Origin of the sequence: Streptomyces sp. UW30 (assembly GCF_008042075.1) — a bacterium.
Lineage (GTDB): Bacteria > Actinomycetota > Actinomycetes > Streptomycetales > Streptomycetaceae > Streptomyces.
On the sequence record NZ_RDBN01000005.1, the window covers coordinates 935,134 to 947,870 of the forward strand.

Sequence of the window (12,737 nt, forward strand, 5' to 3'; positions counted from 1 at the left end):
CCGGACACCGGCTTCGGCCCTTGAGGGGCCTCGTTCTCAAACGCCGGACGGGCTGAGTTGGTCAGCCTGTCCGGCGTTTTGCCGTGCCCGTCGCGGCAGGCTCACCGCCGCCAGCACCGCCGCTCCCACCAACAGGGCCGCCCCCGCGATCGCCGCGCCCTGCATCCCGCTGGTGAACGCCTCGCGCGCGACCGTGGCAAGACCCGGCACCTGATCGGCGACCGCCAGTGCTCCGCCCAGCGTCTCGCGGGCCGCGTCCGGGGCCGAGTCCGGGATGTCGTGACGGTAGATCGCCGTACCGATCGAGCCGAGCACCGCCATGCCCAGCGCGCCGCCGAACTCTCCGCCGGTCTCCATCAGGGAGGACGCGGCGCCGGCCCGCTCCACCGGGGCGGTGCCCATCGCGAGGTCCATGATCTGGGACATCACCGTGACGCCTCCGACGGCCAGGACCGCGCACGAGGTCAGCACCAGCCACATCGAGTCGGTTCCGGCGAGGGCCAGCAGTGCGAAGCCGGCCGCGGCGATCGCGAAGCCCGCCGTGACGACGTAGGCCCGATCGACGCCCTTCTGCACCAACTGGGTCGCGATCGGACCCGCCGCCCCGATCGGCACCGACGGCAGCAGCGCCCACAGGGCCGCCTCCAGCGCGCCCATGCCGAGCACCGACTGCAGGTACTGCGTGGTGAAGTACGACGAGCCCATCACCGCGAACATGCAGACGAGGTTCAGGGCGACCGACGGCGCGAAGCCGCGCCCCCGGAACAGGGCCGGGGAGATCATCGGTGAGGTGCCGGTGCGCTGGCGGTGCACGAACAGCGCCGCGAACAGCAGGCCGACGGTGATCGAGACGACGTAGCGGACGTTCCAGCCCTCGGAGGGAATCTCCTTCAGGCCGTAGACCACGGGGAGCACGGCCGCCATCGACAGGGGGACGCTCAGCAGGTCGAATCGGCCGGGGGCCGGGTTCTTCGACTCGGGGAGCAGGAGCGGGCCGAGGATCAGCAGCAGCGCCATGGCGGGCAGGTTGATCAGGAAGACCGAGCCCCACCAGAAGTGCTCGACCAGCACGCCGCTCATCACCGAGCCCAGCGCGATCCCGCCGGTCATCACGCCGGACCACACGCCGATCGCCTTCGCGCGCTGGCCGGGGTCGGTGAACATCGTGCGGAGCATGGCCATCGTCGACGGCATCAGGGTCGCGCCGCCGATGCCGAGGACCGCGCGGGCCGCGATCAGCATCTCGGCGCTGTTCGCGTACGCCGCCGTCAGTGAGGCGGCGCCGAAGGCGGCGGCGCCGATCAGCAGGAGCCGGCGGTGGCCGATGCGGTCGCCGAGCGAGCCCATCGTCATCAGCAGGCCCGCCAGGACGAAGGCGTAGATGTCGAAGATCCACAGCTGCTGGGTGCCGGTCGGCTCCAGGTCCGCGCTGATCGCCGGGATCGCGAAGTAGAGGACCGAGACGTCCATCGAGACCAGCAGCAGCGGCAGCATCAGCACGCCCAGGGCGGTCCATTCGCGGCGGCCGGCCCGGGCGGGCGGCGCGGTGGTGGTGCTCGGGTTCGTTGTCATGACGGTGAATGTACGCGCGTCTTAAACGCTTGTCTAGAACGTTTGTATAGGACGCTTGTATGGACCGGCGGTAGGGTGGTCGCATGGGACACCGTGAGGATCTGCTGGAGGGCGCCAAGCGCTGCCTGCTCGACAAGGGCTTCGCGCGCACGACGGCGCGGGACATCGTCAAGGAGTCGGGGACCAACCTGGCCTCGATCGGCTACCACTACGGCTCCAAGGACGCGCTGCTGGCGCAGGCGTACGTATCTCTGGTCGAGGGGATGAGCGATGCCTTCGACGGCGACGAGAGCGCCGGGATCACCGCCGAGCCGGGCTCGTTCGAGAGGTTCGAGCAGGTGTGGTCGAACATCATCGGCACCATGCGCGAGCCAGGTTCGATGTGGCGGCTCAGCATGGAGATCGTCGTCATGGGCGACCGGCTGCCCGAGCTCCGCGACCATCTGGCGGCCGCTCAGCGGGAGGCCGGGCGCGGGCTGATTCCGCTGCTCATGGGCGGACGGGAGGAGGACGTCCCGGAGGAGGCCGTGGACACGCTCGGCATGTTCTACGTGACCCTGATGACGGGCCTCATCGCGCAGTGGACCTTCGACCCGAAGACCGCGCCCGGCGCGGACCAGCTCACCGCGGGGCTGCGCCAGGTGTTCGAGGCGGTCACGAGGAAATGACGCGTCCCTCGCGCATCTCGATCGCCCGGTCCGCGAAGTGCCGTACGACGGCCCGGTCGTGGCAGATGAACAGGTAGCCGAGGCCGAGGTCGTCCTGGAGGTCGGCGAGCAGGTTCAGCACGCCGGCCCGGACCGAGGGGTCGAGGGACGAGACCGGTTCGTCGAGGACCAGCAGACGCGGCTGCGACGCCAACGCGCGGGCGATTCCGACCCGTTGGCACTGGCCGCCGGAGAGCTCGTGCGGGCGACGGTCGCCGTACGACGGGTCCAGGCCGACCCGGTCGAGCAGTTCGGCCACCTGGTCGGGAGTGGGCCTACGGCCCTGGATCCGCAGGGGTTCCGCCACCGCGTCGCGGATGCGGTGGCGGGGGCTGAGCGAGCCGTACGGATCCTGGAAGACGGGCTGCATGCGCGGGCGGATCGGGCGCAGCTCGCGTTCGGAGAGGGACGTCAACTCCCGGCCCTCGAAGCGCACTTCACCGGAGTCCGGGCGGCGCAGCTGCAGGACCGCCAGGCCCGTGGAGGACTTGCCGCAACCGGAGGGGCCGTTCAGGGCGAGGGTCTCGCCGGCGTCCAGGGTGAAGGAGACGTGGTCCACGGCGGTGGCGTCGCCGTAGCGGACCACGAGGTCGCGGACGTCGAGCAGGGCGTCAGTGCTCATGCGGACTGCTGCTCCTTCTCCTGGAACAACTCCGTTGCGGGATACGGGACTTCAGTCCAGCGGTGGCAGGCCACCAGCCGGTTCTCCACTTGCTGCGGTGCCGGGTCCGCCGTACGGCAGGCGTCCACGGCGAGCGGGCAGCGCGGGGCGAAGGCGCAGCCCGGCGGGAGCGCGCCCGGCGCGGGCGGTGAGCAGGACGATGGGCAGGCGGGCGGTGCGCGGGTCCGCACGCAGCGCCCCCGGCGGCATGCGGCAGCGCGCCGTGATCGCCATGGCGACGGTCAACGAGCCCGAGATCGTCGTCGCCGACGAGCCGACGACCGCGCTGGACGAGGAGCACCGCGACCAGGTGCTGCGAGTGCTGGCCGAGCAGCGGGAGGCGGTCGGCGTGCTCCCGTACGACGTCCATGTCATGGGTGACGAGCACGAGCGCGGCGCCGACCGCCTCCCGCTGCTCGGCCAGCACTCGCAGCACCTGGTCGCGGTGCTCCTCGTCCAGCGCGGTCGTCGGCTCGTCGGCGACGACGATCTCGGGCTCGTTGACCGTCGCCATGGCGATCACGGCGCGCTGCCGCATGCCGCCGGAGTACTCGTGCGGATACGCCCGCGCCTTGCGTCCGGCGTCCGGGATGCCCACCCGGTCCAGCGCGGCGACCGCCCGGGCGCGGGCCTCCTTGCGGGAGACGCGGGCCACCGACCGTACGGCGGCGGCGAGTTGGTCGCCCACCGGGTGCACGGGGGAGAGGGCGGACAGGGCGTCCTGCGGGACGAGGGAGATACGGCGGCCGCGGTGCGCCGTGAGGTCCGGCCGGATCGTTCCGCTCGTCGTCGCGCCCTTGGGCAGCATGCCCAGCAGCGCCCGGGCGGTGAGGGACTTGCCCGCGCCCGACTCGCCGACGATCGCCAGGACTTCGCGTGGGCGGACGTCGAAGGACAGGCCGCGTACGGCCTCGACGCCGTCGAAGGCGATGCGCAGGTCGCGCACCGACAGCAGTGCGTCAGTCGGCAACGGAGGGCTCCTTCCGTACGGTCCGTGCTCCCCGGCCCCGCACGGCCGCCGCCCCCGACACCGCCAGGCCCGCCAGCAGGGCCAGCGCCGCGGCCGGGGCGAGGGCCGCCCAGGGGGCGCGTTCGACATAGGCGCGGGACTCGTCGAGCAGCAGGCCCCATTCGGGCGCCGGCGGCTGGGCGCCCAGGCCCAGGAAGCCGAGGGAGGCCAGGGCCAGGGCGATGCCGGGCAGGCGCAGCAGGGCGTGGCGGGCGACCGGGGCGGCGACGGACGGCAGGACGTGCCGGGTGAGGATCCAGAACGGGGTCGCGCCCATGGCCCGTTGGGCGGTGAGGAACGCCGATGCCCGCACCTCCTGCACGAGCGCCGCCGCGTGTGCCGACAGTGCCGGCCAGGAGATCAGCGCCACGGCGAGGGCCGCGCCCGCGGTGCCGGGGCCGGTGGCCGCGGCGACCAGGATGCCGACGATCACCGGGGGCAGGGCGTTGGCGATGTCCGCCGCGCCCGCCGCGACGCCGGGCAGGAAGCCCAGCGCGAGCGCGAGCAGCAGGCTCAGCGCACAGATCGCGGCGGCCGTGCCGACCGTCGAGGCGGCGCCGTGGCCGAGCCGGGCCAGCACGTCGCGGCCGAGGGCGTCCGTGCCGAGCGGGTGCGCCGAGGAAGGGGCGGCCAGGCGGGCGGCCGTGTTCACCGTGTACGGGTCGCGCAGCAGGCCCGAGCCGACGGTGAGCAGCAGGACGGCGGCGAGCGTCAGCGGGAGCGCCGGGTGGGCGCGGACCGGGCGGGCCGGGGGCAGCGTCAGCCCCGCGTCGCGCAGGGCGGGGCCGAGCAGCCGGCGCCGTACGCCCACCGCCGTTGCGCCCGCGGCCAGGCCGAGCAGCAGCAGGGCCAGCACCGAGCCCTGGAGCAGCGGCAGGTCCTGCGACTTGGCCGCGCCGAGCGCGGTGCGGCCGATGCCGGGCACCGCGAAGACCGTCTCCACCGCGACCGCGCCGCCGGTCAGACCGACGGCGACCATCCCGAACTGCGGTACCAGCGGCGGCAGTACGCGCTTGAGGGCGGCCGCCGAGATCGTCGCACGGCCCACTCCCGCACCCCGCCACAGCTCCACCCACCGCTCGTCGAGGACGGCGGGCAGCGCGTCCGCGACCAGCCGGCCGAGCAGCCCGCCCGCCGGGACGCCTAGGGCGAGCGCGGGCAGCACCAGATACTCGGGGCCCGCCCAGCCGGACGTCGGCAGCCACCCCAGCCACACCCCGCACACCAGCAGCGCCACCGTGGCCAGCAGGAACTCGGGTACGGCGGCGAGCATGGCGGCGAAGGAACCGGCCGAGGCGCGTCCGCGCACCAGCACCGGCGCCACGAGCGCGGCGGCCAGCGCGACCGCGACGCCGAGTGCCGCGCCCATCAGGCCCAGCGACACCTGGACGCCGGTGACGACGGACGGCAGCACGTCGGTCCCGGACACCCAGGAGGTGCCGAAGTCGCCGTGCAGGAGGCCGGAGGCCCAATTCCCCAGCAGAGAAAGGGGACCGGCGTCCAGGCCGAGGTCCGCGCGGATCGCGGCCAGGGCCTCCTCGGTCGCCTCGCGCTCGGCCGACCGGGCGCGCAGCACGGTGAGTGCCGGGTCCCGGTGCGAGAGCCAGGGGAGCAGACCGACGGCGGCCAGGACGGCGACGAGGCATACGAGGCGGGTCAGTGCGGCCGGGCTGATCAACTTGCTTGCCTTGAAGCTCACTTGACGTGCGTGTCCACCGTGACGAGCTCACGCTCGCGCGGGTCGTGGGCGGCGTCCACGACACCGGCCGCGTCGCCCTGGATCACCCGCTCGTGGAGCATCGGGACGGCCGCGTCCGTCGCGAGCACGGCGGCCTCGGCCGCGATGATCGCTGCGCGGCGGGCGTCGCCGACCTTGGTGTCGGAGGCCTTCCTCAGGGCCGCGTCCACGCTCCTGTCGGTGAGCTGCGACAGGTTGAAGGTGCCGTCGGAGGCGAAGTCGCTGTACAGATAGGCGGCCGGGTCACCGGAGTCGAGGACCGTGGCGCGGGAGAGGACGAACGCGTCGAACCTGCCCGCGAGGGCGTCGGCCTCGATGTTGGTGTACTCGCGGACGTCCAGCTTCACCCTGAATCCGGCCTTCTGGAGCTGCTGTTGCAACGTGGCGGCGACCTCGGGCATCTCGGCCCGGTCGGTGTACGTCCCGATGGTGATCGCCTCGCCGTTCGGTTTCCCGGCCTTGGTGTGCCGGACGGGCGACCGAACTTCGGCGGCCCAGGGCAGCGCGGGCCCCAGCAGGCCCTCGGCGACATCGGCACGACCCTCGTACACGCCCTTCACCAGCGCCTTGGCGTCGATCGCCGCGCGGGCCGCCGCTCGCAGCGCGCCGTTCCTGAAGGCGCCCTTCCCGGTGTTCAGGTACAGCGTGTTGGTGCGCGGCATCGGGACCTCGGTGATCAGGTCCTGGTCGAGCACCGCGGCCTGCGACACCGGGATCGCCTCTACGATGTCGGCCTCGCCGCTGCGGAGCGCCGCCGCGCGGGCGGTGCCGTCGGGGACGAACGTCACGTCGATTCCGGGGGCCTTGGCCTTGCCGCCCCAGTAGGCGTCGTAGCGGTCGAGAGTGGCGGAGGTGGTGCCGTTCACCTTCGTGAGCTCGAAGGGGCCGGTGCCGGTGCCGACGGGGTTCACCGCCTTCCCGCGGTACGCCTTCGCCGCCAGGACCGACAGCTGCGGGGAGCTGAGGCGCTGCGGGACCAGGGGGTCCGCGACGGCGGTCGTGACGGTGACGGTGCCGGCGTCCTCGGCCTTCACGGTCAGCTCGACGCCGTCGAGGATGCGGGGCTTGGGGGAGGCGGTGGCCGCCTTGGTGAGGGAGAGTGCGACGGCCTTGGCGTCCAGCTTCGTTCCGTCGTGGAAGGTCACGCCGTCGCGTATCTCGAAGGTCCAAGTGCGGCCGGACTGCTGCCACTTGGCGGCGAGTGCGGGCTGAGCGTCGCCCGCCTCGTCGAGCTTCACCAGGGTCTCGGCGGTCGACCAGCGGGACAGCTTGAAGGCGTCGTCGGAGAGCGGGGACAGCCCGGAGCGCGGGGGCTGCAGCATCGCTACGCGGACGCGCCGGCCGTCGGCCCCCGCGTCCGTGGACTGCGCACCGGCGAAGCAGCCGGTGAGCAGCGCGGAGGCCGCCGTGAGGGCGGTGACGGGGAGCAGGCGGTTCGCGGGCAGGCGCACGGGACCCTCCGGGTAAAGGGGCGGTCAAGAGAGCGGTTGCTGTGACCGTAGCATGATGACAATCATTTCCAATAGCTGGGTTGGCTTTGTGGCTTCCGATCGGGGCGCGGATGATGGAACTCATGCAGCCCGACATGCCTGTCGCAGGCGCCGAGGTGGACGTTCTGATCGTCGGTGGCGGGCCCGTCGGGCTCACCGCCCGTGCGCTGCTCGAACGTTGGGGAGTGCGGGTCCTGCTGGTCGAGAAGCATCGGGAACTGTCGCCGTTCCCCCGGTCCCGGCTGGTCAACGTGCGCTCGATGGAGATCTTCCGGCAGCTCGAACTCGCCGAGCGGATCACGGCCGCCGCGTTCGCCCCGGAGTACGGCCGGATCCGCTTCCGGGACACCCTGCACGCCTCCGACTTCGCTTCGGCGGCGATGATCGGGGTCAGCGCGCCCGTGCCCGAGAGCCCCGTGATCGGAGTCGTCACCTCGCAGGACCGGCTGGAGCCCGCCCTGCTCGGCGCGGCGGCCTCGGAGGTGCGGTTCGGTGTCGAACTCGTCGACCTGGCCGAGGAGGACGAGGGCGTCGTGGCGCGGCTCGTCGAGAGCCGCGGCGGGGCGGCGACGGAGATCCGCGCCCGCTACGTGCTGGCCGCCGACGGTGCGAACTCCACCGTCCGCGAGCGGCTGGGCATTCACACCCGCGGTCCCGGCGCGGTGGGCCGCGTCACCACCGTCGTCTTCGACGCCGACCTCAACCGCTGGTCCGCCCGCCATCCCGCCGGGGTCTACCTCACCGCACAGGGGTCGCTTCTGCCGCTGTACCCCGAGGGCGGCTGGGCCCTGTTCGTGCCGACACCCGAGGACACCGCCGGCGCCGACTGGCCCGGCCTCGTCGCGCGCGCTCTCGGCGACGACATGGACATCGACGTGCTGCGGGTGGAGCACTGGGTCGTGAACGCCTTCGTCGCCGAGCGCTTCCGGCACGGCCGGATCCTGCTTGCCGGCGACGCCGCGCACGCGATCCCGCCCGCCGGGGGCCTGGGCATGAACGTCGGCGTCGCCGATGTGCACAACCTCTGCTGGAAGTTGGCGGGCGTGCTGCGCGGTTGGGCCGGGCCGGACCTGCTGGACAGCTACGAGACGGAACGACAACCCGTCGCCCGCCGGACGCTCGGCCAGGCGGTGGAGAACTCCAAGATGATGTTCCAGGTGCAGGACGTGCGCCGGGAACAGCTCCAGGCGGCCGCGGCACAGGCACCGGACCGCGTTGAACCGCCCTGGTCGGAGCAGTACTTCGCGCAACTCGGCCTGGTACTCGGCGTCGCCTACCGCTCCGCCGCCGTGCTGACCGACGGCGCCGGCGCGCCCGAGCCGTCCGACACGGGCACGACCTACGTCGCCACGGCGAAACCGGGCCACCGCATGCCCCATCTCTGGCTCACGGAAAGCCGCTCCACGCTCGACGCGTTGGGCGAGTGGTTCACCCTGCTCACCGTGGACCCCTGGGAACCGCGCGCCACCCTGCCCTGGCCGCTACGCGTCGAGCCCCTCCCCGCAGAACACACCCACCGCTGGGACCTACGCCCGCACGAAGCCCTCCTCATCCGCCCCGACGGCCACATCGCCGCCCGCTGGAACGACGGCCCGCCGAGCGACGGCACGCTGCACAAGGCGCTCACGACTGTCACCGCCCGCTGACCGAGCGGCACGATGGTCCATTGCCACCGAGGGGCGGTGGTGTGCCTACTCCGGTTCTGCCCGGTGCGTGGCGGATCGGGTCAGCTCGGTGATGAGGTGCTCCAGCGCGGCGGTGGCGGTGGTGCCGGAGGCGGCGACCTCGGGCACGATGTCGCCGGCGGAGCGGCGCAGTTCGAGCCACCCGAGGTAGGCGGCATACGCAATGACCGCCTGACGCCGGGCGGGGGCGGGGGCCAGGCCCAGGTCGGTGTAGAGGTCCGTGAGGTAGGCGATCCGTCGCTCGGTGACCCGGCGCAGGACCGGGGCGACGGCGGGGTGATCGGCATGGGCGACGATCGCCGTCTCCAGGCCGTTGATGCTTTCCTGCCCCAGCGCTGTGGTGAACAGGGCCGTCAGCCTTTGCCGGGGATCGGCGATGTCGGCCAGCTCCGAGATCAAGGCCGCGGTGTCGTCCTGCTCCCACATTTCCAGCGCGGCCGTCAGCAGTGCGTCGCGATCCTTGAAGTGCCAGTAAAAACTGCCCCGGGTCGCCCCCAGCTCGCCCGCGAGTGCGTTGACCGATACTGCGGCGACTCCGCCGCGTGCCATCGCGCTGAGCGCCGCGGTCGACCAGTCCGGGGGTGTGAGGTGCCTTCTCGCCATCTCCGTACAGTACTGTATGGTCATTCCATACAGGGGTGTACGGAGTGGCTGGGGGAGCAGTATGACGCTGACGAAACTCGCTGGTGGGACGGCTGCGGTCGGCCTCGGCGCGGTCGGGGCACTGCACGGGATCTGGACCTTCTCGCCCTGGCCACTGGCCGGCCGCGCCGAGTTCGCCCGTACGGTCGTCGGGGTCGCTGAAGCCGACCTGCCTGCACCGGAGTTGACGGCCGCCGTCGCGGCGGCGCTCGGGGCGGCCTCCTATGTGGTCGCGGCCCGGGCCGAGTTGGTCCCGCAGTTGCGGCCGCGCCGTTTGGTGGACCAGGGCGTATGGGGCGTCGCAGGCGTGCTGCTTCTGCGAGGTGCAGCTGGTCTGGTTTTCTCCGGTCTGGCCGGCCGGCCGACCGATTTCACCCGCTGGGACCTGGCGCTGTACTCCCCGCTGTGTCTGGCGCTCGGGGGGCTGACGGCATACGTCGCTGCCTCCACTCACGCCCCGCGCCGCCAAGACCGACGCCACGCCATCAGGAGACTCAAGGACCTCAGGAATCGAGGAAGCTGACAATGACCCGGTTGATTCCCCGACTGGTGATCGCGCTGGCCGCATTGCACTTCGCCGTCGCCCTGATCGCCTCAGACACCTTCGGTGAGGTGGCCCGCGACGGATTCTGGAACGCCGTTCCCGGAAAGCCGCAGCGCGAGTACGAGATGTGGTTCTTCCTCGCGGGGTTCGGCCTCCTCGCCCTGGGCACACTCAGCCGACGAATAGCCCGTGACACCGGCAGGCTGCCGGCACAGCTGGGCTGGTATCTGCTGGCCATCGGTGTGCCGCTGCAGATCCTCTATCCGGTCTCCGGCGCGCCGGGGCTGATCGTGCTCGGGGTGCTGGCCCTGATCGCGGCCCGGCGGGACAGCACGGAAATCGCGGACCCTGCAACTGCCCTATAGCCGCGCCCCCTTCAACGCCATGTGCAGCAGCAGCCGGTCCTCGCCGTCGTCCAGGTCCAGGCCCGTGAGCTGTTCGACGCGGGAGAGGCGGTAGTACAGGGTCTGGCGGTGGATGCCGAGCTCGGCGGCGGTGCGGCCGGCCTGGCCCGCGCAGTCGAGGTAGACCTCGGCGGTGCGGGCGAGCTCGTGATGCGCGGGGGACAGGAGAGGGGCGACCACGGGGTCGTGCACCGTCTGCGGGGCCAGGGAGGTCAGCAGGCGGTACGGGCCGATGTGCGACCACTGCGCCACCGGGCCGAGCCGTGGTTCCGCGAGCGCTGCTCGGGCCGCGGCCGACGCCTCCTGCCAGAGCGCGCCCAGGTCGGCGAGGCCGGTGCGCGGTTCGCCGAGACCGGCCGCCGCCGGTGCCCCGCCCTTCGCGCGCGGCCGGGCCGCCGGACCCTCCTTCAGCAGCCGGGTCGCCGCCGCCTGCGCCGCCGTGCGCACCTCGGGGGAGCGCAGCCGTACGAGCACGGCCAGGCTCTGGTCGGCGGCCCCCCACGGGACCGTGCACAGCGCGGTCGCGTGCGGCACCGTCCGCACCGACGGGGCGTCGTCGGGGTCGGCCGAGGGCCAGGGGGCCACGCAGACCACCGTATGGACACCGTCCGCCCGCGGGCCGAGGGCCGTGCGCAGCTCGGCGATCGCCATGTCCCCCTGCCAGCCGCGCTCGCCGGTCAGCGCGGCCCGCAGCTCCCGGCTGAGGTCCGCCCCGTGCTGCGCCTCGTCCGCGAGCAGCGCGCCGATCCGGGCCGCGACCTCCATCGCGGCCGCCAGCTGCCCGTCCGTGGGTCCCGGATCGTCGTCCAGGAGCCAGACGTAGCCCCGCACGACACCCCTGTGGCGTACGGGGAGGCAGATGCGTCCGCGGTACACCCCCGCCTCCGGAGTGCGGGGGATCCGCACCGGCCCCGTGGCACGCGTGATGCCGAAGCCCTCGAACCAGGTCCGTACGGCCGACGTGGAGCGGCGCGTCAGGATCGAGCGGGCGCGCACGGGGTCCAGGGCCGACGCGTCGAGCTCGTCCTCGCTGTCGTAGGCCCCGAACGCGATCAGCTCGAAGTCCCGGTTCTCCAGCGTCGCGGGGGCGCCCAGCAGCTCCGAGATCTCGTCGACCAGCTCCTGGTAGTCACCCTTGAATTCCGACGTCACCCGGGTATTCTCCCGCATTTCCCGAGGGGCTTCATACATCTGTCTGAGATCTGCGGCACGGATGCGTGACAGCTGTCGATGGCCGACGATCGGAGGGATCCTTAGGTTTCACGGTGGTTCTCCGTGCCGTACCCGACTGGTTGGGATTCGGCTGCTTTTCTCCTGTCTGTGGAGGTGCCCCGTGCTGGGTCCCGTGATTCTTGCCGCGTCGCGCAGCGACCGGATGCGACGCCTGATCTCGGCGGCCCCGGTGACCAAGCAGGTCGTCGACCGCTTCATCCCGGGCGAGACGGTCGACGAGATCGTGCCGATCATCAAGGACCTCAGCGACCGGGGTCTGGAGCTGACGATGGACGTCGTCGGCGAGGACATCACGCGCCCGGAGCAGGCCGCGGCCGCCCGGGACGCCTATCTGCTGCTCATCGACCGGCTCAAGGAGCTGGAGCTGGGCACCAGGGCCGAGATGTCCGTGAAGCTGTCGATGTTCGGGCAGGCGCTGGAGGGCGGCCACGAGCTGGCCCTCGCCAACGTCCGGCCGGTCGTCGAGGCCGCCGCCGCGATCGGCACCACCGTCACCCTCGACGCCGAGGACCACACCACCCTCGACTCGATGTTCGCCATCCACGAGGAGCTGCGGAAGGACTTCCCGCAGACCGGCTGCGTCATCCAGGCCTACCTCTTCCGCACCGAGGCCGACGCCCGCCGCCTCGCGGACAGCGGCAGCCGCGTACGGCTCGTCAAGGGCGCCTACAAGGAGCCCGCCGAGGTCGCCTACCAGCAGAAACACGAGATCGACAAGGGTTACGTCCGGATCCTGAAGATTCTGATGGAGGGCGCCGGGTACCCGATGATCGGCTCCCACGACCCGCGTCTGATCTCCATCGCGCAGGAGCTCGCGCGGGCGGCCGGGCGAAAGCTCGACGAGTACGAGTTCCAGATGCTCTACGGGATCCGCAGCGACGAGCACCTGCGCCTCGCCGCAGAGGGCCACCGCATGCGCGTCTACACCGCCTTCGGCACCGACTGGTACGGCTACTTCATGCGGCGCCTGGCGGAGAAGCCGGCCAACCTCCTGTTCTTCGCCCGCTCGATCCTCACCAAGGGCTGACCCACCCGCTCAGTAAGGAGTTACG

At 72.2% G+C, this 12,737-nt stretch carries 12 protein-coding genes; 5 read left to right on the top strand and 7 right to left on the bottom strand.

Going from position 1 to position 12,737, the window contains the following annotated elements:
* Positions 1 to 36 precede the first annotated feature (36 nt).
* Positions 37 to 1,572: an MFS transporter gene (locus tag EAO75_RS05930; protein ID WP_147993913.1), complete on the bottom strand. Its 1,536-nt coding sequence runs from the start codon at positions 1,570 to 1,572 to the stop codon at positions 37 to 39.
* 83 nt (positions 1,573 to 1,655) lie between these two features.
* On the opposite strand from EAO75_RS05930, the gene EAO75_RS05935 reads away from it, so the two are divergent.
* The gene (locus EAO75_RS05935; RefSeq protein WP_147993914.1) at positions 1,656 to 2,240 is read left to right on the top strand and encodes a TetR/AcrR family transcriptional regulator; all 585 of its coding nucleotides are present in this window, start codon (positions 1,656 to 1,658) and stop codon (positions 2,238 to 2,240) included.
* On the opposite strand, the gene EAO75_RS05940 is transcribed toward EAO75_RS05935, so the two are convergent.
* Genes EAO75_RS05940 through EAO75_RS05955 form a run of 4 tightly spaced genes read right to left on the bottom strand, consistent with a single transcriptional unit; the run spans position 2,227 to position 7,138 of the window.
* The gene (locus EAO75_RS05940; protein ID WP_147993915.1) at positions 2,227 to 2,901 is read right to left on the bottom strand and encodes a dipeptide/oligopeptide/nickel ABC transporter ATP-binding protein; all 675 of its coding nucleotides are present in this window, start codon (positions 2,899 to 2,901) and stop codon (positions 2,227 to 2,229) included. The genes EAO75_RS05935 and EAO75_RS05940 overlap by 14 nt on opposite strands.
* Positions 2,891 to 3,910 (bottom strand): ATP-binding cassette domain-containing protein, encoded by a 1,020-nt coding sequence (locus tag EAO75_RS48195; RefSeq protein ID WP_410092203.1) that lies wholly within the window; start codon positions 3,908 to 3,910, stop codon positions 2,891 to 2,893. Before EAO75_RS48195 ends, EAO75_RS05940 begins: the two co-directional genes overlap by 11 nt.
* Positions 3,900 to 5,648 (bottom strand): ABC transporter permease subunit, encoded by a 1,749-nt coding sequence (locus EAO75_RS05950; RefSeq protein WP_261989156.1) that lies wholly within the window; start codon positions 5,646 to 5,648, stop codon positions 3,900 to 3,902. The genes EAO75_RS48195 and EAO75_RS05950 overlap by 11 nt, the downstream gene beginning before the upstream one ends.
* On the bottom strand, positions 5,645 to 7,138 hold the full coding sequence (locus EAO75_RS05955; protein WP_147993916.1) for an ABC transporter substrate-binding protein: 1,494 nt from the start codon (positions 7,136 to 7,138) through the stop codon (positions 5,645 to 5,647). Before EAO75_RS05955 ends, EAO75_RS05950 begins: the two co-directional genes overlap by 4 nt.
* 134 nt (positions 7,139 to 7,272) lie before the next feature.
* On the opposite strand from EAO75_RS05955, the gene EAO75_RS05960 reads away from it, so the two are divergent.
* Complete coding sequence (locus EAO75_RS05960) at positions 7,273 to 8,823, top strand: FAD-dependent monooxygenase (RefSeq protein ID WP_147993917.1); 1,551 nt, start codon at positions 7,273 to 7,275, stop codon at positions 8,821 to 8,823.
* A gap of 45 nt (positions 8,824 to 8,868) precedes the next feature.
* Here EAO75_RS05960 and EAO75_RS05965 read toward each other — a convergent pair whose 3' ends face one another.
* Positions 8,869 to 9,465: a TetR/AcrR family transcriptional regulator gene (locus EAO75_RS05965; protein ID WP_147993918.1), complete on the bottom strand. Its 597-nt coding sequence runs from the start codon at positions 9,463 to 9,465 to the stop codon at positions 8,869 to 8,871.
* Between the two features lie 61 nt (positions 9,466 to 9,526).
* Here EAO75_RS05965 and EAO75_RS05970 point away from each other — a divergent pair, with 61 nt between their 5' ends.
* Together EAO75_RS05970 and EAO75_RS05975 are read left to right on the top strand one after the other, a co-directional pair.
* Complete coding sequence (locus tag EAO75_RS05970) at positions 9,527 to 10,027, top strand: DUF3995 domain-containing protein (RefSeq protein WP_187284320.1); 501 nt, start codon at positions 9,527 to 9,529, stop codon at positions 10,025 to 10,027.
* A 2-nt stretch (positions 10,028 to 10,029) separates the two neighbouring features.
* Complete coding sequence (locus tag EAO75_RS05975; protein WP_147993920.1) at positions 10,030 to 10,413, top strand: DUF6463 family protein; 384 nt, start codon at positions 10,030 to 10,032, stop codon at positions 10,411 to 10,413.
* Here the strand turns inward: EAO75_RS05975 and EAO75_RS05980 are convergent.
* On the bottom strand, positions 10,408 to 11,604 hold the full coding sequence (locus tag EAO75_RS05980) for a PucR family transcriptional regulator (protein ID WP_147993921.1): 1,197 nt from the start codon (positions 11,602 to 11,604) through the stop codon (positions 10,408 to 10,410). The two genes, EAO75_RS05975 and EAO75_RS05980, sit on opposite strands and share 6 nt — an antisense overlap.
* Positions 11,605 to 11,785: 181 nt before the next feature.
* Here EAO75_RS05980 and EAO75_RS05985 point away from each other — a divergent pair, with 181 nt between their 5' ends.
* Positions 11,786 to 12,712, top strand: a complete 927-nt coding sequence (locus EAO75_RS05985) for a proline dehydrogenase family protein (RefSeq protein WP_147993922.1) — start codon at positions 11,786 to 11,788, stop codon at positions 12,710 to 12,712.
* The last annotated feature ends 25 nt before the right edge of the window (positions 12,713 to 12,737 follow it).